The sequence below is a fragment of the Azospirillum sp. TSO35-2 genome, assembly GCF_003116095.1.
Taxonomy (GTDB): domain Bacteria; phylum Pseudomonadota; class Alphaproteobacteria; order Azospirillales; family Azospirillaceae; genus Azospirillum.
On the sequence record NZ_LGRA01000018.1, the window covers coordinates 501,747 to 520,800 of the forward strand.

Annotated in this window: 20 protein-coding genes; 3 read left to right on the plus strand and 17 right to left on the minus strand. The window is 68.0% G+C overall.

Translation table 11 applies throughout. The annotated features are described in order from the left end of the window. Nucleotides 1-26: 26 nt before the first annotated feature. A complete protein-coding gene (locus TSO352_RS13180; RefSeq protein WP_109107774.1) occupies nucleotides 27-1,073 on the minus strand; it encodes an autoinducer 2 ABC transporter substrate-binding protein in 1,047 nt (348 codons plus the stop codon). 190 nt (nucleotides 1,074-1,263) lie between these two features. Then, nucleotides 1,264-1,935, minus strand: coding sequence for a deoxyribose-phosphate aldolase (gene deoC, locus TSO352_RS13185; RefSeq protein WP_109107775.1), 672 nt, complete (start codon nucleotides 1,933-1,935; stop codon nucleotides 1,264-1,266). A gap of 252 nt (nucleotides 1,936-2,187) precedes the next feature. Here deoC and TSO352_RS13190 point away from each other — a divergent pair, with 252 nt between their 5' ends. Beyond that, nucleotides 2,188-2,955, plus strand: a complete 768-nt coding sequence (locus tag TSO352_RS13190) for a DeoR family transcriptional regulator (protein WP_109107776.1) — start codon at nucleotides 2,188-2,190, stop codon at nucleotides 2,953-2,955. Between the two features lie 47 nt (nucleotides 2,956-3,002). Here TSO352_RS13190 and TSO352_RS13195 read toward each other — a convergent pair whose 3' ends face one another. Genes TSO352_RS13195 through hypA form a run of 3 tightly spaced genes read right to left on the minus strand, consistent with a single transcriptional unit; the run spans nucleotide 3,003 to nucleotide 4,244 of the window. After that, nucleotides 3,003-3,548 carry a HupE/UreJ family protein gene (locus tag TSO352_RS13195; protein ID WP_109107777.1) on the minus strand — a complete coding sequence of 182 codons (546 nt, stop codon included), beginning with the start codon at nucleotides 3,546-3,548 and terminating at the stop codon, nucleotides 3,003-3,005. A 26-nt stretch (nucleotides 3,549-3,574) separates the two neighbouring features. After that, the gene (hypC, locus tag TSO352_RS13200) at nucleotides 3,575-3,856 is read right to left on the minus strand and encodes a HypC/HybG/HupF family hydrogenase formation chaperone (protein WP_109107778.1); all 282 of its coding nucleotides are present in this window, start codon (nucleotides 3,854-3,856) and stop codon (nucleotides 3,575-3,577) included. 46 nt (nucleotides 3,857-3,902) lie between these two features. Further along, a complete protein-coding gene (hypA, locus tag TSO352_RS13205) occupies nucleotides 3,903-4,244 on the minus strand; it encodes a hydrogenase maturation nickel metallochaperone HypA (protein WP_109107779.1) in 342 nt (113 codons plus the stop codon). A gap of 464 nt (nucleotides 4,245-4,708) precedes the next feature. On the opposite strand from hypA, the gene fdhD reads away from it, so the two are divergent. Next, nucleotides 4,709-5,569 carry a formate dehydrogenase accessory sulfurtransferase FdhD gene (fdhD, locus tag TSO352_RS13210; protein WP_109107780.1) on the plus strand — a complete coding sequence of 287 codons (861 nt, stop codon included), beginning with the start codon at nucleotides 4,709-4,711 and terminating at the stop codon, nucleotides 5,567-5,569. A 76-nt stretch (nucleotides 5,570-5,645) separates the two neighbouring features. Here the strand turns inward: fdhD and TSO352_RS13215 are convergent, their stop codons facing one another. The 12 genes from TSO352_RS13215 to TSO352_RS13270 are packed head-to-tail and all read right to left on the minus strand — an operon-like array spanning nucleotide 5,646 to nucleotide 17,947. After that, nucleotides 5,646-6,557, minus strand: coding sequence for a formate/nitrite transporter family protein (locus TSO352_RS13215; protein ID WP_247872072.1), 912 nt, complete (start codon nucleotides 6,555-6,557; stop codon nucleotides 5,646-5,648). A gap of 57 nt (nucleotides 6,558-6,614) precedes the next feature. Continuing rightward, nucleotides 6,615-7,073, minus strand: coding sequence for a hydrogenase maturation peptidase HycI (gene hycI / locus TSO352_RS13220; RefSeq protein WP_109107782.1), 459 nt, complete (start codon nucleotides 7,071-7,073; stop codon nucleotides 6,615-6,617). Beyond that, nucleotides 7,070-7,549 (minus strand): formate hydrogenlyase maturation HycH family protein, encoded by a 480-nt coding sequence (locus TSO352_RS13225; RefSeq protein ID WP_109107783.1) that lies wholly within the window; start codon nucleotides 7,547-7,549, stop codon nucleotides 7,070-7,072. The genes hycI and TSO352_RS13225 overlap by 4 nt, the downstream gene beginning before the upstream one ends. After that, nucleotides 7,546-8,349, minus strand: coding sequence for an NADH-quinone oxidoreductase subunit B family protein (locus tag TSO352_RS13230; protein ID WP_109107784.1), 804 nt, complete (start codon nucleotides 8,347-8,349; stop codon nucleotides 7,546-7,548). Before TSO352_RS13230 ends, TSO352_RS13225 begins: the two co-directional genes overlap by 4 nt. After that, nucleotides 8,346-8,918 (minus strand): formate hydrogenlyase complex iron-sulfur subunit, encoded by a 573-nt coding sequence (locus tag TSO352_RS13235; protein WP_109107785.1) that lies wholly within the window; start codon nucleotides 8,916-8,918, stop codon nucleotides 8,346-8,348. The genes TSO352_RS13230 and TSO352_RS13235 overlap by 4 nt, the downstream gene beginning before the upstream one ends. Nucleotides 8,919-8,931: 13 nt before the next feature. Then, nucleotides 8,932-10,647 carry a hydrogenase large subunit gene (locus TSO352_RS13240; protein WP_109107786.1) on the minus strand — a complete coding sequence of 572 codons (1,716 nt, stop codon included), beginning with the start codon at nucleotides 10,645-10,647 and terminating at the stop codon, nucleotides 8,932-8,934. After that, nucleotides 10,644-12,278, minus strand: coding sequence for a hydrogenase 4 subunit F (locus TSO352_RS13245; RefSeq protein ID WP_247872073.1), 1,635 nt, complete (start codon nucleotides 12,276-12,278; stop codon nucleotides 10,644-10,646). The genes TSO352_RS13240 and TSO352_RS13245 overlap by 4 nt, the downstream gene beginning before the upstream one ends. A gap of 5 nt (nucleotides 12,279-12,283) precedes the next feature. Next, nucleotides 12,284-12,937 (minus strand): hydrogenase 4 membrane subunit, encoded by a 654-nt coding sequence (gene hyfE, locus TSO352_RS13250; protein WP_109107788.1) that lies wholly within the window; start codon nucleotides 12,935-12,937, stop codon nucleotides 12,284-12,286. Nucleotides 12,938-12,952: 15 nt separating this feature from the next. Beyond that, nucleotides 12,953-14,416: a hydrogenase 4 subunit D gene (locus TSO352_RS13255; protein WP_109107789.1), complete on the minus strand. Its 1,464-nt coding sequence runs from the start codon at nucleotides 14,414-14,416 to the stop codon at nucleotides 12,953-12,955. Between the two features lie 19 nt (nucleotides 14,417-14,435). Beyond that, nucleotides 14,436-15,374, minus strand: a complete 939-nt coding sequence (locus tag TSO352_RS13260; RefSeq protein WP_109107790.1) for an NADH-quinone oxidoreductase subunit H — start codon at nucleotides 15,372-15,374, stop codon at nucleotides 14,436-14,438. A 12-nt stretch (nucleotides 15,375-15,386) separates the two neighbouring features. Next, nucleotides 15,387-17,411 carry a hydrogenase 4 subunit B gene (gene hyfB, locus TSO352_RS13265; protein WP_109107791.1) on the minus strand — a complete coding sequence of 675 codons (2,025 nt, stop codon included), beginning with the start codon at nucleotides 17,409-17,411 and terminating at the stop codon, nucleotides 15,387-15,389. After that, nucleotides 17,408-17,947 (minus strand): 4Fe-4S dicluster domain-containing protein, encoded by a 540-nt coding sequence (locus tag TSO352_RS13270; protein ID WP_247872074.1) that lies wholly within the window; start codon nucleotides 17,945-17,947, stop codon nucleotides 17,408-17,410. The genes hyfB and TSO352_RS13270 overlap by 4 nt, the downstream gene beginning before the upstream one ends. 549 nt (nucleotides 17,948-18,496) lie before the next feature. Here TSO352_RS13270 and TSO352_RS13275 point away from each other — a divergent pair. Continuing rightward, complete coding sequence (locus TSO352_RS13275) at nucleotides 18,497-19,039, plus strand: 4Fe-4S dicluster domain-containing protein (RefSeq protein WP_109107793.1); 543 nt, start codon at nucleotides 18,497-18,499, stop codon at nucleotides 19,037-19,039. Nucleotides 19,040-19,054 lie beyond the last annotated feature (15 nt).

A 19,054-nucleotide genomic window follows, 5' to 3' on the forward strand; every position in this document is an offset into this window, starting at 1 on the left:
GGCATCCCGCACCCGCCGGGGCGGACTTAGAAGTCGTAGGCGTTCATGTTGTCCTTGGTCACGCCGACCCAGCCCTGGCCGTACAGCAGGTTGGCCTTGGCGCCCTGCGGCGTCGTCAGCGCGGTGTAGCCCGGCAGGCCGAGGTTCAGGCCGGCCTTGATCTGGTCCTTCTTGCCGTCCAGCGCCATCACCGCCAGCATGTTCATGGCATAGCCGGCGACCGCCGGATCCCAGAACTGGATGTACTGGATGTTGCCCTGGGTCAGATACTGGCCCGCCACCGAGACGAGGCCGGTGCCGGAGAAGAACAGCTTGTCCTTCAGGCCGCGTTCCGCGATCAGGCGCCCGGCGCCGGCCGAGGTCGGCATCGGACCGCCGAGGATGCCCTTCAGGTCCGGATAGGTGGTCAGGACTTCCTTCAGCTTGTTGTAGTCGGTGTTGGCGTCGTCATAGGTCTCCAGACGGTTCGTCACCATCTGCATCTTCGGGAAATGTTCCTTCTGATAGGCGATGGCGCCGTCGATCCACTCGTTCTGCGACTTCGAGGTCAGGCTGCCGACCGTGCAGACATATTTGCCCTCGCCGTTCATCGACTTGCCCAGCACTTCCATCAGCTTGGCGCCGTAGGCGAAGTTGTCGAAGGCTTCCAGCACATAGTCGGCGTTCTGGATGTTCGACGCCTCATGCGCGATGACGACGATGCCGCGGTCGCGCGCCTTCTTCAGCACCGGCTCCACCGCCTCGACCGAGAAGGGGACGATGGCGATGGCGTCGACGCCCTGGGCGATCAGGTTCTCGACCAGTTGGACCTGCGCCGCGGCGTCGGCCTGGCTCGGGCCGACCATCCAGGTGTCGTGCTTGGTGTCGGCGGCGAACTGCTTGACGCCGTCGCGCATGCGGTCGAACCAGGCGATGCCGTCGACCTTCACGACGGTGGCGATGGTGTATTTCTTCTTGGTGGCGTCAGACTTCAGCGTCTTGACGGCGTCCGGGGTCGGCACCGGGTCGGCGGCCATCACCGGTCCCGCGACCAGCGCGGCGGCGACGATGAGCGAAGACAGCAGCTTCTTCATGTTGACGAGACTCCCATGGCAGGCGATTCCACACTGCGCGGCGACCGTCGGGCCGTCGGCAACGCCGGGGCACGTTGTGCGCCCCCCTCCGCTTCGTTCCGTTTCACTGAAGCCGTGCCGGGTGGGACGAACGGAACAGCCGCCCGCCCGGCACGCGCACCAAACACGCGTGCAATGCGCCGGGACGATCCTATCCCGTGACGATCGCCACGCTGGCGCTGGCGCCGACACGGGACGCGCCGGCCGCGATCATGCGCCGGGCATCCTCCGTCGTGCGGACACCACCCGACGCCTTGACGCCCATCGTGTCACCGACGGTCCGGCGCATCAGGGCGACGTCCTCCACCGTGGCGCCGCCACCGGCGAAACCGGTGGAGGTCTTCACATAGTCGGCCCCGGCCTCCTGCGACAGCCGGCAGGCGAGGACCTTCTCCGCGTCGGTGAGAAGGCAGGTTTCGATGATGACCTTCAGCAGCGCGTCGCCGCAAGCCCGCTTCACCGCGGCGATGTCGTCGCGGACCGCCGCGGCGTCGCCGGCCTTCAGCAGGCCGATCGGGATCACCATGTCGACCTCGCCGGCGCCGTGGCCCACCACCCAGTCGGCGGAGGCGGCCTTGATCGCGGTGGGATCGGCGCCGAACGGGAAACAGATCACCGCGCAGGGCACGACCGGCGAGCCGGCCAGCCGCTCCGTCACCTGCGGGATGAAGATCGGGTTGACGCAGACCGCCTTGAAGCTGTGCGCGCGGGCCTCGTCGCACAGCCGCGCGATCTCGGCGGGCTGGGCGTCGGGGCGCAGCAGGGTGTGGTCGATGAACGCCGCCAGATCGGCCGAGGCGGTCGGAACGCTGGGCTTGGACATGTGATCCTCCCGGAAAGCTCCGTCCGTTTGAGTCTTTCCGATGTTATTATTCTAACATTTTGTGAGAGGATCGTTTCATGAGGAGCCGCTGTGTGTCAAGATCAATGCATACTCCTGTGAGCAGGGCGACACGAGCGTGGTGACACGGCGGCGCAGCTCAGGCCCAGGACCATTGCGGTCTAGTCCGATCGGGGGTGCGGCAGCCGTCCTGCCGGGGCGCCGGGCGGACCGAAGCGATGCGGGAATGCGGACATGTCGATGCGAAGGGCCGATCGCCTGAACCAGTTGCACGCGGCGTTGGAGACCGGGGGATACCTTCGGTTGAAGGACGCGGCCAAGTTGCTGGGTGTGTCGGAGATGACGGTGCGGCGCGACATCGCCGCCGCCAACGGCCGCTTCACCTACCTCGGCGGCTACATCGCCGGCGGGCTGGAGACGTCGGGCGGCATGGGCTACATCCTCGACCGCGAGCGGGACGCCCACATCGAGCTGAAACGCGCCGCCTGCGACGCGGCGGCGACGCTGATCGCGCCGGGCGAAACCGTCTTCATCGATTGCGGCACCACCACGCCCCATCTCGCCAGCCGCATCCCGTCCGACAGCCGGATCACCGTGGTGTGCTACGCGATGAACATCGCGGAGATCGTCTGCAAGAAGCCGGGCGTGCGGGTGGTCATGCTGGGCGGGCTCTACCACGCCTCGTCGGCGTCGTTTTCCAGCCCGGAGTCGCTGGAGACGCTGCGCGGCATCGGCATCAACACCGCCTTCATCTCGGCCGGCGGCGTGCATGAGACGCTGGGGATCAGCTGCTCCAACTTCCACGAGGTGGAGATCAAGCAGACCGCCATCGCCAACGCCGTGACCAAGGCGCTGGTGGTCGACTCGACCAAGTTCGACACGGTCAAGCCGGCCTTCTTCGCCAAGCTCGACAGCTTCGACGCGCTGTGCTGCGACCGCGGCCTGGACGCCGCGGTGATGGAGCGGCTGCGCCAGGGCGGGATTCGGCCGCTGGTGGCCTGAAGGGCGCGGCCTGGCGGACAGGCTCGTCCGCCACGCCGGACGTCCCGTCAGCGCGTCGCCCGACCGATGACCGGAAGGCGCAACCCACGGCGGGCCATGCCGATGGCGATGCCCACCCCATGCAGCAGCACGGTCGAAACGATGAAGCCGAGGCCGTAGAGCAGCGGTTGCGCCGCCTCCGGCATCTCGGCGCCATGGGCATGGCCGTGCAGGACGGCGAAGGCACCGACCAACGCCATGCCGGCGATCACCGGCACCCGCTTGTTCAGCGCCACCAGCAGCCCGAGCACGGCGACCGAGGCGGCGATGCCGGCTTCGACCGCCGGCAGTTCGACGCCCGCCATGCCCAGCGCGGCGCCACCCGCCAGCATGGCGACGAAGGCGGCCGGCAGCAGCCAGACCGCACGGCCGCCGTTCTGGGCGGCCCAGACGCCGACCGCGACCATGGTCAGCAGATGGTCGATGCCACTCAGCGGGTGAAGGAAGCCTTGTAGGAACATGGCGTCCGCGGCATGGCCGGGGTGGGCCGCCGCCGGCAGGGCCAGCGTCACCGTGAGCGCGCCGGCGAGCCCGGCGGAAAACAACCTGTTCATCGGATTTGTCTCCTGTGAATGTCGGCTCAGGCGAGCAGCGCCGCCTTCAGGTCGCCGAGCTCGTCCTCCGCCTCGCCGACCTGGCGGAGCATGTCGAGGGTGATCTGCGCGTCCGTTTCGTCGACGCGGGACACGGCGAAGCCGACATGGATCAGCACCCACCGCCCGACCTCGTCGGACAGCGTCCCGCCGGGGTCGGCGATGCAGGAGAGGTTGACCTCCCGCCGCTCGCCCAGGATCTCCGCGGTGGCGAGCATCCGCTCGGCGTCGAGGATGGCGACGATCCTGGCTGGTACGCCGAGGCACATCGGGTGATTCCTTATCGCTGCGCTGGACAGTCGGGTGGCCTGCGCATCAGGCCACCTCCAGCTCGACCAGGGTGAGATCGTCGCCGCCGCGCGGGACCAGCCGCAGGCCGCCGCAATCGGGGCAGGGGGAGAGGCGTGTCGGCACCTCCACCTCGCGGGCGCAGTCGCCGCACCACACCAGGCCGGGCGGCTGGTCGATCTCGACCACCGCCGCGTCGGCCAGCGTGTCGCGCCGGACCACGTCGAAGGCGAAGCGCAGCGCGTCGGGATCGACGCAGGCGAACCGTCCGACCGCCAGCCTGATCCGCGTGACCCGGCGAAAGGCGTGGCGGCGCGCCTCGTCCTGCAGCAGGTCCAGCAGGTTCTCGCACAATGAAAGCTCGTGCATCGTCCTTCTCCGCTGCGGAGCGGGGGGCATCCCTGCGCACCCGAAGCCACCGTCGACCCGTCATTCCCTTGATGCCGTCATTCCCGCGGAGGCGGGAATCCAGGTTGCCCTGTGGTGCCGTTGTGGAAGCCGCTGGATCCCCGCCTTCGCGGGGGTGACGCCGAGACTTCTCAAATATCACCCTCACTGCTATATCACTACGGATGGTCTTGTGCAAATCACAAACCCATGAGCAACGGCGGTTCATCTTATATTCAGGCGCCGATAAGCAAATCCTATGGGGCGATAACCAGAGACTATTCGGAAATTCGTTTGCGAATACTAACGGTGAGCCAGAATGTCGCATGCCGTTTTGCGGCCGGAGGGCGCAGAGTCGGCCCATGTTCGCCCGCCGGTCTCCGTCTGGTCTTGCCGCCGGATGGCCGGTCGAGCGTCGTTCCTCAAGCCCGGGTGTCGGTCGCATCATGGATCACGCAATCACCTGTGCCGCTCCGGCACCCCTCATCCTGGCGCAGCCGCTCGCCAACCATGGCGTCCGGCATGTCGCGGCGACGCTCTGCACCGGGGCGACCGTCGCCGGCCGGGAGGAGGCGATCATCGACGAGGTGCCGGTCGGGCTGGTCTATGCCGGCGACCTCTTCGCGGTCATGCTGGCGACTCCGACCGACCTGGAGGATTTCGCCACCGGTTTCTCCCTCAGCGAGGGGATCGTCGGCCGGGCGGACGAGCTGGCCGTCACCAGCATCGACGAGCTGGCCGACGGCGTGCGCATCCGCATGGAACTGCCGGTGGAGCGGCTCGCCACGCTGCTGCGCCGCAAGCGCAACCTGATGGGGGGATCCGGCTGCGGCCGCTGCGGCACCGACAGTTTCGCCGAGACCCTGCGCCCGCTCGACCCGATCCCGTCCACCGCGCGCATCGCACCGGAGGCGATCCGCCGCGCCATGGCCGCGCTTCCGTCCGGGCAGCGCCTGAACCGGGAAACCGGCGCCGTCCACGCCGCCGGCTTCGCCCGGCCCGACGGCGAACTGGTCGCCGTGCGCGAGGATGTCGGGCGCCACAACGCGCTCGACAAGCTGATCGGCGCGCTGGCCCGCGACCGGCTCGACCCGACCGGCGGCTTTGTCGTCGTGTCGAGCCGCTGCTCCTTCGAGATGGTGCACAAGACCGCTGCCGCGGGCATCCCGCTGATCGCCGCCATCTCCGCCCCGACCTCGCTGTGCGTGGATTTTGCCCGGACCGTCGGCGTCGGCGTCGTCGCCTTCGTGCGCGACGGCCGCTTCACCGTCTACGCCGTGCCCTCGCGGGTCGCGACGCTCGCCTGAACCGCGCTTTCAACACACCCGAAACGGGCCGGATGACGCAGCGACCTCCGCCGCATCGCCCGGCCCGCATGCCGTTTCAGTGGGTGACGGCGGGTTGCCCCATCATCGGCGCGGTCTTGCGCGACGGCAGCGGGGTCAGGCCGCCCATGCCCTTGCGGTAGATCAGCCAATAGATGCCGCCGACGAAGACCGAACCGCCGACGATGTTGCCCAGCGTGGCGAACAGCAGGTTGTGCAGGACACCGCCGGCCGTGATCGTCGACACGTCCAGACCGGCCGGCACATGCCCCGTCACCTTCAGCACATAGGCGAGCGGCAGGAAGTACAGGTTGGCGATGCAGTGCTCGAACCCGGCGGCGACGAAGGCGGCGACCGGCAGGGTCAGCGCCACGATCTTGTCGGTCACCGTGCGGCCGGCATAGGCCAGCCAGACCGCCAGGCAGACCAGCAGGTTGCACATGATGCCCTTGAAGAAGATCGTCACCGCGTCGGGCGCGATCTTGCCGATGGCGAGCTTCAGCACCGCCGCGCCGACGCCGCCGTTGTTCAGTTCGGTGTGATGCGACATGAAGATCAGGAAGACGAGGCCGAGCGCGCCGACCGCGTTGCCGATCCACACCGTCGCCCAGTTGCGCAGGACCTGGGCGGTGGAGATCTGGCCGTTGGCACGGGCCATCACGATCAGGCAGTTGCCGGTGAACAGTTCCGCCCCGCCGACCATGACCAGCGACAGGCCGAGCGAGAAGACGAGGCCGCCCAGCACCCGCTGCACGGCGAAGCTGAGCGCCGGGTCGGCCAGCACGATGACGAAGAACATGCCGCCGATGCCGATGCCGCCGCCGGCGACCACCGCCAGCATGAATTCGGGCAGGAAGGGCATCGTCGCCTTCTTCACGCCCAGCTTCTCGACCTTGTCCTGGATCTCGGCGGGCGAATAGGCGTCCATGCCGAGCAGTGGTGTGTCTTTCGATGCAGGATCCGTTGCCATGTTGAAGGTCCTCCGTTCTTGGGGGGTTTCGGTCGTGACCGCTCCCCATTCCATGCGTCAGCCCACGGTTTGATACGCCTCGATCGCCTCGCCGCGGACGAGCCGGTCGTGGACCGCCTCGACCGAATGCCGCACGGTGTCGGTCACCGGCGCGAAGAAGCTGGTGTCCTGCGGCTGGATGCCGAGGAACAGCACTTCCGGGATGGTTTCCCGCAGGCTGTCGATCAGGAAATTCAGCGGGATCGCGTGCGTCGTCACCAGGAACTGCTCGGCGACGCTGTCCTGGTCGATCAAGCGCACCTCGCCGGGCGGCAGCTCCATCTCGGCGGCGTCGACGATCAGCAGCCGTTGCGGGGCCAGCGACCGGATGTGATGGGTGTGGTTTTCCGGGACATCCTCGCCGTCCACCACGACCCAGCCCGGCGCCGGCTGTTCATCCAGCAACTGCGCCAGCAGCGGACCGGCCCCGTCGTCGCCGCGCAGGATGTTTCCGACCGTGAATACGACATCGGTCATGGCAGTCGCCTCCCCATCAGATAGATCGCCGGCTCGCGCCGGATGGCGTCCAATGCGGTCCGCAGCCGGTCCAGCCACGCGCCGACGTCGGGCGGGGCGGTCGGCAGGACCTGTTCGATGGCCGCGATCAGCAGCCGGGTGTGGCTGGCATCCACGGTGATCTCGCCGAAGCGCAGCAGGCCGGACAGCTTGCGGTGCGCCTCGGCGTTGCCGCTCAGCGTCTCCAGCACGCGGTCGAAGACGTCGGCGGTGCAGCGGAAGGCCGGCTTGAAGCAGTCGAACACCCCGATGTGATGCCCGATCGCCAGCGAGTAGTAGACCACCTGCTTGGCGTCCTCGGGGATGTCCTCGGCCCGCTCCAGCACCTTGGCGTTCAACTGGTAGAAGACCACCTCGGGCGTCGTGCCGCCATGGGCGCGCAGCCCGGCGGCCGAGGCCGGGCTCGCCTGGCTGGCGGTGCTTGCGGTGCCGGTCATGGCGTGCCCCCGCGGATGGTCTGGTGGACGACCTCGGCCAGACGGGTGAAGATCTCGGCGCGGCGCGGGTCGTGCTCGCCGGCGATGAAGGCGCCCATCCGCTCCGGCAGCGTCACCGTTCCGGGGGCGGTCGCCTGGGCCTCCAGCAGCGCCAGGAACTCCTCGACGATGTCGCGGCCCTGGCGGTAGCCGGCCATCCGCCGCGCCTCGCGCTCCAGCGGAACGCGGAGGGCATAGGGGATGCCGGGGTGCGCCAGGGCGGCGGCCTCGCCCGCACCCTCGATGTGGGTCTCGGCCTTCAGCTTCTGGTCCAGCAGGCCGAGCGCCACGGCGAAGCCATGGATGGTCGCGGCCGGCGTCGGCGGGCAGCCGGGGATGTAGACGTCGACCGGCACGATGTTGTCGGTGCCGCCCCACACGCAGTACATGTCGTGGAAGATGCCGCCGGTGCAGCCGCAGGCACCGTAGGACACGACGATCTTCGGATCGGGGGCCGCTTCGTACGCCCGCAGCGCCGGCATGCGCATGGAGCGCGTCACCGCGCCGGTGAACAGCAGGATGTCGGCGTGGCGCGGCGAGGAGACGACCTTGATGCCGAAACGCTCGGCGTCGAACAGCGGGGTGATGGCGGCGAAGATCTCGATCTCGCAGCCGTTGCAGCCGCCGCAATCGACCCGGTAGACGTAGGCCGACCGCTGGATGTTCTTCAGCAGCGCCTTCTTCATCGTGGCGATCTGATCGGCGGTGGACAGGTTCGGCAGTTCCGCCACCAGGGCGTCGGGATTGACCGGGGCGTTCATGGCGTGGTCTCCAGTTCAGAGTCCGTCCGGTGGTTCATCTGACGGTCGATTCCCATCCGGGCGACCTGATGGACGTCCTGCTTGCGCTTGCACTCGGGGCAGGTCGACACGGTCAGCCGCAGGCGGTCCGCCTCCTCGGCGTCGCGGGCCGACTGGCCCAGCAGCCGGGCGACGTAGTCGACCTCCTTGGCCGGGGCGAAGGGCTTGCCGCAGCAGGCGCAGCCGGCCAGGGTGAAGACGGCCTTGCGCGTCAGGTCGGCCTTGCTGCCCACCGCCAGTTCGAAATCGGCCGACAGGCGGATGGCGCCGGTCGGGCAGGATTCCTCGCAGCGGCCGCAGAAGATGCAGCGCCCGTAGTTGAGCGACCAGGTCCGCGTTCCCGCCGCCGTGTTGGTCTCCATCCGGATCGCGTTGGGCGGGCAGGCGACGGTGCAGGCGGCGCAGGCGACGCAGAGTTCCGCGTCGTGTTCCGGCTTGCCGCGGAAGTCCTTGCACACTTCCAACGGGGCGAAGGGGTACTGGACCGTCGCTTCGCCCGTGCGGAAGATTTCCTTGAGAAGCTTGAGCATCGATCGCCTCCCGTTACTTCAGCGGTGAATCCGTGCGTTCGCGGCAGTAGCGCTCCATCTCCTTGTAGGCGATGGTCTTGGAGCGCTTCTTGCGAACATCGACGACCGTCACGCGGTCGGTGCACGAGTAGCAGGGGTCGATGCTGCCCACGATCAGCGGGGCGTCGGACACCGTGTTGCCGCGCAGCATGTAGCGCAGCACCGGCCAGTTGTTGTAGGTCGACGCCCGGCAGCGCCAGCGGTAGAGCTTCTGGTTGTCGCCGGTCATCGACCAGTGGATGTCCTCGCCGCGCGGCGCCTCGGTGAAGCCCAGCGCGAACTTGTGCGGGGTGTAGGTGAAATCCTCGGTCAGGATCGGGCCGCTGGGCGCCTTGTCCAGAAGCTGTTCGATGATCCACAGGCTGTCGAAGAACTCGGAGACGCGGACCAGCGTGCGGGCCAGCACGTCGCAGCCCTGCTCGACATGCACCGGCATGTCCAGCAGCCGGTAGCCGGCGAAGGCGTGGTCGGCGCGGGTGTCGCGGCGGTGGCCGCTGCCGCGCACCACCGGCCCGACCGGGCTGTAGTCGCGGGCGATCTGCGGGTCGAGCCGGCCGACGCCCTTGACCCGGCCGCTGACGTTGGCGGTGGACATCAGCATCTCGACCAGCCGGGTGACGTCGTCGCGCAGCTCGGCGACCAGCGCGCGGGTCTTGGCCTGCTGCTCGCCCAGGATGTCGCGGCGGACGCCGCCGATCAGGTTGATGGCGTAGGTCTTGCGCGCGCCGGTCAGCAGTTCGGCCAGCGTCATCGCCTTCTCGCGCACGCGGAAGAACTGCATGAAGCCGGTGTCGAAGCCGATGAAGTGGCAGACCAGCCCGAGGTTGAGCAGATGGCTGTGCATCCGCTCGGTTTCCAGCAGGATGGCGCGGATCGCCTGCGCCCGCGGCGGCGCCGTGATGCCCAGCGCGTTCTCGACCGAGTTGGCGTAGGCGACGCTGTGGGCGTAGCCGCAGATGCCGCAGACGCGGTCGGCGAGGAAGGTGACCTCGTTGTAGCCCATCCGCGTCTCGGCCACCTTCTCCATGCCGCGGTGGACGTAGAACATGCGGTAGTCGGCGTCGATGATGTCCTCACCGTCGACGAACAGCCGGAAATGGCCGGGCTCGTCCGAGGTGATGTGCAGCGGGCCGAGCGGCACCACCCGGGTCTCTTGCTTGGCCTCGTTGATGAACTGGTAGGTCTCGTCGTCGCTGGTCGGCGGCGGCCGCAGCCGGTAGTCCATCGAGTCCTTGCGCAGCGGGTACAGCTCGTCCGGCCAGTCGTCGGGCAGGACCAGCCGCCGCTCGTCGGGCAGGCCGACCGGGCGCAGGCCGAACATGTCGCGCACCTCGCGCTCGCCCCAGACGCAGGCCGGGACGCGCGGCGTGACCGACGGGTATTCCAGCGTGTCGGCGGGCACTTCGACCCGGACGATCACGTGGCACTTCTCGGCGGCCTCCATCGACAGCACGTAGTAGACGGCGTAGGCGCCGTTCAGCGGCCGCTCGTCGTTGCCGACGACCACCGACAGCCAGCCGCCCTGGTCGTAGTAGAGCGAGGCGACGACGTCGGGCAGCGACTGCGTCTTGACCGTGATGGTCACCTGGGCATCGGTCTGCCAGGATTCGTCGAGGATGGCGTGGGGCAGGGTCTCGCGCAGCGCGGCGATGTAGCCGGTCCCGACCCGTTCCGGAGTGATGAGGTTCATTTGGAAATCTCCGTCTGCGGGAGGCCGCCGACCAGCGCGGCGCTGGCGGTGTCCGCCTTGCCGACCGTGGGAATGGACTGCCAGGGCGCCGCGACCACCGGACGGCTGTCGCCGTTCAGGACCACCGCGGTCGCCTGCTGGATCAGGTTGGAAACGGGGGTCGGCACCGCGAAGCCCATGGTCAGCACCAGGACGAACAGCACCGCCAGCGGCGCCAGCGCCCGCCAGCCGACGTCACCCTTGGCCATCGTCTCCGGGCTCTTGCCCAGGACGCTGTCGGCGACCATCTTGACCAGCCCGGCGATGGTGACGCACAGGAACAGGGCGCACAGCAGCATCACCCAGACATAGCCTTCGTTCAGCCCGGCCATGAAGACCATGAATTCGCTGACGAAGATGTTGAAGGGCGGGAAGCCGGCCAGCGCCAGCGCGCAGCCCATCATCAGCAGGCCGGTGACCGGCGCCACGCGCAGGATGCCCTTCACCGACCGCAGGTCGCGGGTGCCGTACTTCATCAGCACGTTGCCGGAGCTGCAGAAGAACAGCGCCTTGGTGAAGCTGTGGTTGATCGAGTGCAGCAGCGCCGCCGCGATGCCGAGCGGACCGCCGATGCCGAGCGCCACGACGATCAGCCCGACATTCTCGATGCTGGAATAGGCCAGCTTGCGCTTCAGGTCCTGCTGCACGAAGAACAGCAGCGACGACACGCCGACCGACAGCACGCCCAGCGTCAGCAGCAGCATCTGCGGGAAGGCGATGCCGACGGTGCCGACGGTGATGACGTAGAAGCGGATGACGATCAGCAGGGCGCATTTCAGCAGCACGCCCGACAGCAGGCCGGACACCGGGCTCGGCGCTTCGGAGTGGGCGTCGGGCAGCCAGGCGTGCATCGGGAAGATGCCGGCCTTGGTGCCGAAGCCGATCAGCGCGAAGACGAAGGCCAGCTTGACCAGCATCGGGTCGAGTTCGGCGGCGTGGCCGACCAGCGCCGTCCACAGCACCGCTTGGTGCGGGTCGGCCAGCACGTCGGCGGCGTTGGAGAAGACCAGCACCGTGCCGTAGAGGCCGAAGGCGACGCCGACCGTGCAGATGATGACGTATTTCCAGGCCGCCTCCAGCGACGATTTCTGGCCGTACAGCCCGACCAGGAAGGCGGAGCCCAGCGTCGTCGCCTCGATCGCCGCCCACATCATGATGATGTTGTTGGCGGTGACGGCCAGCAGCATGGTGAACAGGAACAGGCTGAAGAAGCCGTAGTAGACGCGCACCTTGCCGGCGTCGAGCAGCCCGGCCTCCACATCGTGCCGGATGTAGCCGATGGAGTAGACGCCGGTCAGCAGGCCGACGACGCCGATCAGCATCATGAAGATCGCGCCGAGCGGATCGATGAACAGCCAGTCGCCGAAGGAGGTCAGCGAGCTGCCGGCGATCACCTCGGCCAGCGCCACCATGCTCAGGATGAACACATAGGCGATGGAGCCCAGATGGATGCGCTCCAGCAGGCGGACGCTGGTGTGGTCGGAGGCCATCGCGTCGGGCAGCGACTCGCGGAACCAGGGAAGCGTCAGCAGGAACAGCGCGACGGCCAGCGGACCGATCAGCAGCAGGGGGGGAATGATTGAGGGCACCATGGCGGTCATCCCTTCAAGGTCGTGAGCTGGCGCGCGTCGAGCGTGTGCAGCGTGCCGAAAATCCGCGACCCCAGAGCCGCCATGACCACGACCGCGAAGATGGCGTCGGTGGCGATGCCGATCTCCACCAGTTCCGGGGCGTTGGGGGCCAGCAGGGCCAGGGTCAGGTGTGAGCCGTTCTCCATCAGGCAGTAGCCGAACACCTGCTTCAGGATGTTCCGCTGCGCCACGATGCAGCCGAGCCCGACGAAGAACAGGGCGAGCGAGACGGCCAGCGCCGGCTTGATGGCGTCGGCCGCGGGCAGCGTCACCTTGGACGCCACGCCGAAGCACAGGATGACGACCGCGGCCGCCGCGACGATCGACAGCGCCGTCGACATGACGGCACCCGACCCGATCGCCGGGTCGCTCAGCTTGCGGAAGGCGCGGTACATGATGGTCGGGACCAGCACGACCTTGGTGACGAAGGCCGAGAAGGACCAGAGATAGAGTTCGCCCGATCCGGTGGCCCCGGCCAGCGCCACGAACAGCATGACCAGGATGAAGGACTGCAGCGCGTAGAAGCGGGCGGAGTTTGCGGGGTTCCCGGCCAGGGTGACCAGCAGGGAGGTGACGATCAGCAGGCCGGACAGGCCGTTGACGATGAGAAATCCGTTCATGACCTCAATCCTCCCTCAACCGAGCCAGGACGCGGCGATGGAGCTGGAGAAGACCGTCATGACCATCAGCGCGACCAGGACGAACTTCATGCCGGCGGGCAGCGGCGACGCCGCGGCCATCGTGGCGGATGGCTTGCCGGGCACCGAATGGCCCAGCCATTTCAGGAACCACGCGAAGGACCCGACCGATTCCGCCAGCGCGATGACCACCAGCAGCATCAGCGCCCAGTGGTGCGCGCCGACCTCGAACCCGCCGGCGAAGATCGCGAACTTGCTGAAAAAGCCGTTGAAGGGCGGGACGCCGGTGATCGCCAGGGCGGCGCAGACGAAGGCGATGCCCAGCAGCGGCGACTTGGTGACGATGCCGCGCAGCGACGGCAGCAGGCGGGTGCCCGCGGTGTAGCTCAGCGCGCCGGCGACCAGGAAGAACAGGGTCTTGGCGAAGGCGTGGTTGAAGATGTGGGCGATGGCGCCCTTGAAGGCGAGGTCGGAGCCGAAGACCGACAGCGACAGCGCCAACAGGATGTAGGCGAGCTGGGTGATGGTCGAATAGGCGAGCAGGCGCTTCAGGTCGACCTGCGGCAGGTACATGAGGAAGCCGTAGATCAGGGTCAGGACCGCCATGGTGGCGCCGACCCAGCCGACGATCTCCGGCGCGCCGCCCGACGACATCAGGCCGCGGGCGAAGATGTAGACGCCGACCTTCACCATCGACGCCGCGTGCAGGTAGGCGCTGACCGGGGTCGGGGCCTCCATGGCGTCGGGCAGCCACATGTGGAAGGGCAGCTGGGCCGACTTGCCCCAGGCGGCGAACAGGATGGCCAGCAGCACCACCGCCTTCATGCCCGGCGCCAGGTCGGCGATGGCGGTCAGCGCGAAGGTGCCGGTCGACAGGAACAGCAGCGCCGCCGCGACATAGAGGCCGAGCGAGGCGACATGGGTGACCAGCAGCGCCTTGGCGGCGGAGCGGAGCGCCTTCGGCGACTCGTAGTAGCCGATCAGCGCCCAGGAGCAGGCCCCGGTCAGCTCGAAGAAGGCGAGCTGGCCGACGATGGTCGAGCTGAACACCAGGCCGGTCATGGCGCCGATGAACACCAGCAGGAAGGCGTAGAAGCGCCGCCGTCCGGTGTCGGGATGCTCGCGGTTGCCGGCGTTCAGGTAGGCGGCGGAATAGACCGCGACCAGCAGGCCGATGCCGATGACCGCCAGCGCGATCAGCACGCTGACGCTGTCGACCGTCAGGCCGAGGATGGCGACCGGCCCGAGCGCGATCAGTTCATAGGTTCCGCCGATCTTGCCGTCGCCCAGCAGGGTGGCGGCCAGGATGCCGATCACCCCGAAGGTCGCCGCCGCGAAGATCTGGCACAGCCATTTCGCCGACGCCCGTTCCGAGGCGGCGATCAGGCCTGCACCCGCGAAGGGAACGAGGATGGCCGCGAGCGCGAGGATGCCGAGTGGTTCTGTGGGTAGGATTGTCATGATGCTGCCCCTCGCCGGCTCACAGGCCGACCAAATAGAAGACGAAGGCGAGCGAGGCGGCGCCGACACCGATCCAGCTGTGTTGCGGGGTCAGGCAGAACCGGACGCGTGCGACGCTGTTCTCGACCACGCCGACGGCCGCGAAGATGGCGACCAGCTTGATGGCGAAGGCGATCAGCCCGAACAGCAGCCCGAAGAACGTCATCTCCGGCGCGCTGCCGAAGGGCAGGAAGACGCCGATGAACCACGCCACGACGACCGCCTGCTTCAGCGACATCGCCAGCTTGATCACCGCCAGCGACGGCCCCGAATACTCGGTCAGCGGGCCTTCCTGCAGCTCCTGCTCGGCCTCCGCCATGTCGTAGGGCAGCTTGCCCAGCTCGATGTAGATGGCGTAGGCGAAGGACAGGGCGGCGATGACCGTGGCGGTCGCCGACCGCACATGGCCGTCGGCGATGGCGGTGCCGATGGCGCCGAGGTTGGTCGAGCCCGCCAGCAGCGCGGCGACGAACAGCGACAGCATCATCACCGGCTCGACCAGGACGCCCATGGTCAGCTCGCGGCTGCCGCCGATGCCCGAGAAGGAGCTGCCGCTGTCGATGCCCGACAGCGAGAAGAAGAAGCGGGCCAGCGCGAACAGGTAGATGACGGTGATCAGGTCGCCGATCGGCGCCACCGGGGTGAAGCGGGTCAGCATGGGGATGCCCATGGCGACGACCAGCACCGTCGTCAGCATCACCGCCGGCATGATCCGGAACACCAGCCCGCTGTCGGGCGGGCTGAGATCCTGCCGGGTCAGCAGCTTGGCGATGTCGCGGTAGTCCTGCAGCGGGCCGGGCCCGCGGCGGGTGTGGAGCTTGGCCCGCAGCGTGCGCGACAGGCCGGAGATCAGGGGCGCCACCGCCAGCAGAAGGAGTGCCTGGACGAGCCCCAGAACGAGGTGTGGGAATGTGAGCACGGCATCCTCCTGTCAGACGGCCAGCGCGAGGAGCGCGATCAGCGCCGCGACGATGTAGAGGCAGTAGATCCGGAAATCGCCGCCCTGGATCACCTGCAGCCACTTGCCGCCAGCATCCACCGCCTCGCCGATCGGCGCGATCAGCGCGCGGTCGGCCAGCGGTTCGGTGCGCCGCGCCAGCGTGATCACCCGCTCGAAGCCGAGCGCGACACCGGTCCAGCGACCGGCGATGGTCCGGCGCATGGTGTAGAGCGGGGCGAAGAACATGCGGATCGGCTGGGCGAAGCTGCCGGCGGTGGCCGGCATGTGGCTGTCCGGCAGATAGCCGGCCGCCCACGGCGCCGCCGCCCGCCGGGTGACGCCGCGACGGGACGAGAACACCGCCTTCAGCGCGATCGGCAGGGTCGCCAGCGCCAGCAGCAGGATGGCGATCAGCGGGGTGGACAGCGTCGCCTGCTGCGGATCGCCCGGCAGCAGGGTGGCGCCCACCGCCAGCGTCACCGGCGCCACGCCGATGGTCGACGCGGCGATGCGGCCCATCACCGGGGCGATCAGCGGGGCGAACAGGCCCAGCACGACGCAGGCCACGGCCAGCATCACCATGCCGGCGACCATCGCGAAGGGTGCCTCCCGCGCCTCTTCGGCGTGGTGGCTGCGCGGCGCGCCGGCGAACATGATGCCGTAGGCCTTGACGAAGCACATGACCGCCAGCGCGCCGGTCAGCGCCAGCATCACCGCGGCGATCGGGGCGGCGAAGGCGACCAGCGGCGTGCCGTTGAGCGCGGCGGCGAACAGCGCCTGGTAGGTGTACCACTCCGACACGAAGCCGTTTAGCGGCGGGATCGCCGAGATGGCCAGGGCGCCGACCAGGAAGGACAGCGCGGTCCACGGCATGTTGCGGGCAAGCCCGCCCATCTTCTCCATGTCCTTGGTGTGCATGCGGAAGATGGTGGAGCCGGCGCCGAGGAACAGCAGGCCCTTGAACACCGCGTGGTTCAGCAGGTGGTAGAGGCCGGCCATCAGGCCCAGCACCGCCAGCACCGGCTGGTGCAGCGCCATGCCGATCATGCCGACGCCGACGCCCAGCAGGATGATGCCGATGTTCTCGACCGAGTGGTAGGCGAGCAGCTTCTTGATGTCGTGCTCGGCCAGCGCGTAGACGACGCCCAGCACCGAGGACACGGCGCCGAAGGCCAGAACCAGCAGGCCCCAGCCCAGCATCGACGGCCCGGCGCTGGCGCCCAGCAGGTCGATGCCGACCTTGACGATGCCGAAGATGCCGATCTTGATCATCACGCCCGACATCAGCGCCGAGGCGTGCGACGGCGCGGCCGGATGGGCGCGCGGCAGCCAGATGTGCAGCGGGATCATGCCGGCCTTGGCGCCGAAGCCGACGAAGGCGAGCAGGAAGGCGACGCTGTCCAGCGGGGCCGGCAGGGGATGGGCGCGGAAGGCGGCGAAGTCGAAGCTGCCGGCCTGGTTCGCCATCAGGAAGAAGGCGGCCATGATCAGCACCGAGCCGCCATGGGCGACCAGGAAATAGAGGAAGCCGGCGCCGACCGCCTCGTCATCCTGGTCGAAGATCACCAGGAAGTAGGAGGCGAGCGACATCATCTCGAAGAAGATGAGGAACCAGAAGCCGTTGTCGGCCGCCACCACCAGCATCATCGAGGCGATGAAGGCGTTCATGAAGAAGGCCATGGCGCCGATGCCGCGCCCGGCATACTCCCGCACATAGGCGAAGCCGTAGACCCAGGCCACCAGCGACAGCAGCGAGATGACGGTGATCATCAGCCCGGCCAGCGGGTCGAGCCGCAGGACGAAATGCGCGAAGGGGTAGGGCCCCGCCGCGTCGAGCACCCGCGTCGGTCCCGCGATGGCCGCGAGGCCGGAGCCGAGGCCGGCGAGCGCCGCGGCGGCGCCGATCACGCTGGTCGACAGACGGACATCCCCCTCCCGCGTTTTCAGGAGGAGGCTGAGGATGGCGCCGCCGCAGGACAGCAGCAGCGACAGGATGAGAAGGGAGATTGGAATCATGGGTCCAGCCCCTCCAGGGCGGCGGGCGTCCGTTCCAGGCTGACCGGCGCCGCGGCCGCAAGCGTGCGCTTGACGGCTGCGGCCTGCCCGGCAGTGGCGGCGTCGACGGTGTAGAGGGCGGCGGTCGGGCACACGCGCACGCAGGCCGGTCCGTCGCTGGCAAAGGCGCAGAGGTCGCACTTCACCGCGACGCTCTTCACGCCGATCTCCCAGGCCAGCAGCGGATCGAGCGCGGCCGGCTGGGTGGGCGTGGCGGTGCGGATGCCGGCGACCCCGGCGACGCTGGTGCCGCTCGGCGTGATGGCGCCGAACGGGCAGGCCAGCGCGCACATCTTGCAGCCGATGCAGATCTTCTCGTCCAGGACGATGGCGTCGGCCGCGTGGGTGATGGCGTTGACCGGGCAGACCCGGGCGCACGGCGCGTCCTCGCACTGGTGGCAGAGGACGGGGGCCGTGTCGTCGGCGATCCGCATGACGGTCAGGCGGGGATGCGCCTGCAGCCCCGCCTTCTTGTGTATCTCGGTGCATGCGGCCATGCAGGTGTTGCACCCGATGCACTTTCTCGGTTCCGCGATAACGAAGCGATTCATGTCCAGACCTCCGGCTTCCCGGGCGGGTGCGTTAAATCGGGCAAAACGCTTGGATTGGCCGATACCCCGATAAGAAATCCTGATCGGCCAATAAGAAGAAAGTATTGGCTCGCACACGCCCTTGAGATCGCCAGTTGGCCCAAGCGATCCGGCAGAAGGGGAGCCATCAACGGCGAATCTCATTTGCGATTGTCTCGCATCTGTGACTGCGCGTTGCTTGTCGCTACGCTAGGCGCCTTAGTCATCGCATGTCAACTGGACACACAAAAAAAGTGGGTATAAGGTGCCGCACATGAATTCGAGCGGACACAAGCGCTATCTGAATTCCATGTATCCGCTGAACAACATCGATTTGAAAAGAGTGATGGCCGATAAGGCGGCCTTATCGATGTCGATTACTTGTTATTATTGGGCGATAAGCGAATCCTATCAGCCGTGACGCCAGCGGTTTTCACACCGGCGGAGCGGCGCGAGCACCAACCAAGGACGACAGGAATGAACAGATTCGTCGCTGCAAACCCGAGCAAGTGCATCGGTTGCCGCACATGCGAAGTCGCCTGTGCGCTTGCCCATACCGACGGGGCGGGGGTCGACACCCTCGCGCCCGAAACCTTCAAGCCGCGCATCCACATGGTGAAGACGGCCAGCGTCAGCACCGCGGTGATGTGCCACCACTGCGAAGACGCGCCCTGCGTCAACGCCTGCCCCAACAACGCGATCGTCTATCGCCAGCACAGCGTGCAGGTCGAACAGGACCGCTGCCTCGGCTGCAAGAACTGCGTGCTGGCCTGCCCGTTCGGCGCCATGGACGTGGTGACGGTGCCGGCGGTCCGGCAGTTCGCCGGCATGACGCTCAGCCTGGGCGTCAAGGCGCAGGCGCACAAATGCGACCTGTGCGTCAACCGCGAGGCCGGTCCGGCCTGCGTGTCGGTCTGTCCCACCAACGCCCTGACCCTGATGGACCGGGCATCGATGGACGAAACCCTGCGCCAGCGCCGCGAGCGCGCCGCGCTGGAAGCCGCCGACGTTGCGGCCTGACACCAGCCGAACCCC

Coding starts and splice junctions, on each gene's coding strand:
- TSO352_RS13180 (WP_109107774.1), bottom strand. CDS start 1,073: ATGAAGAAGCTGCTGTCTTCGCTCATCGTCGCCGCCGCGCTGGTCGCG.
- deoC (WP_109107775.1), bottom strand. CDS start 1,935: ATGTCCAAGCCCAGCGTTCCGACCGCCTCGGCCGATCTGGCGGCGTTC.
- TSO352_RS13190 (WP_109107776.1), top strand. CDS start 2,188: ATGTCGATGCGAAGGGCCGATCGCCTGAACCAGTTGCACGCGGCGTTG.
- TSO352_RS13195 (WP_109107777.1), bottom strand. CDS start 3,548: ATGAACAGGTTGTTTTCCGCCGGGCTCGCCGGCGCGCTCACGGTGACG.
- hypC (WP_109107778.1), bottom strand. CDS start 3,856: ATGTGCCTCGGCGTACCAGCCAGGATCGTCGCCATCCTCGACGCCGAG.
- hypA (WP_109107779.1), bottom strand. CDS start 4,244: ATGCACGAGCTTTCATTGTGCGAGAACCTGCTGGACCTGCTGCAGGAC.
- fdhD (WP_109107780.1), top strand. CDS start 4,709: ATGGATCACGCAATCACCTGTGCCGCTCCGGCACCCCTCATCCTGGCG.
- TSO352_RS13215 (WP_247872072.1), bottom strand. CDS start 6,557: ATGGCAACGGATCCTGCATCGAAAGACACACCACTGCTCGGCATGGAC.
- hycI (WP_109107782.1), bottom strand. CDS start 7,073: ATGACCGATGTCGTATTCACGGTCGGAAACATCCTGCGCGGCGACGAC.
- TSO352_RS13225 (WP_109107783.1), bottom strand. CDS start 7,549: ATGACCGGCACCGCAAGCACCGCCAGCCAGGCGAGCCCGGCCTCGGCC.
- TSO352_RS13230 (WP_109107784.1), bottom strand. CDS start 8,349: ATGAACGCCCCGGTCAATCCCGACGCCCTGGTGGCGGAACTGCCGAAC.
- TSO352_RS13235 (WP_109107785.1), bottom strand. CDS start 8,918: ATGCTCAAGCTTCTCAAGGAAATCTTCCGCACGGGCGAAGCGACGGTC.
- TSO352_RS13240 (WP_109107786.1), bottom strand. CDS start 10,647: ATGAACCTCATCACTCCGGAACGGGTCGGGACCGGCTACATCGCCGCG.
- TSO352_RS13245 (WP_247872073.1), bottom strand. CDS start 12,278: ATGGTGCCCTCAATCATTCCCCCCCTGCTGCTGATCGGTCCGCTGGCC.
- hyfE (WP_109107788.1), bottom strand. CDS start 12,937: ATGAACGGATTTCTCATCGTCAACGGCCTGTCCGGCCTGCTGATCGTC.
- TSO352_RS13255 (WP_109107789.1), bottom strand. CDS start 14,416: ATGACAATCCTACCCACAGAACCACTCGGCATCCTCGCGCTCGCGGCC.
- hyfB (WP_109107791.1), bottom strand. CDS start 17,411: ATGATTCCAATCTCCCTTCTCATCCTGTCGCTGCTGCTGTCCTGCGGC.
- TSO352_RS13270 (WP_247872074.1), bottom strand. CDS start 17,947: ATGGCCGCATGCACCGAGATACACAAGAAGGCGGGGCTGCAGGCGCAT.
- TSO352_RS13275 (WP_109107793.1), top strand. CDS start 18,497: ATGAACAGATTCGTCGCTGCAAACCCGAGCAAGTGCATCGGTTGCCGC.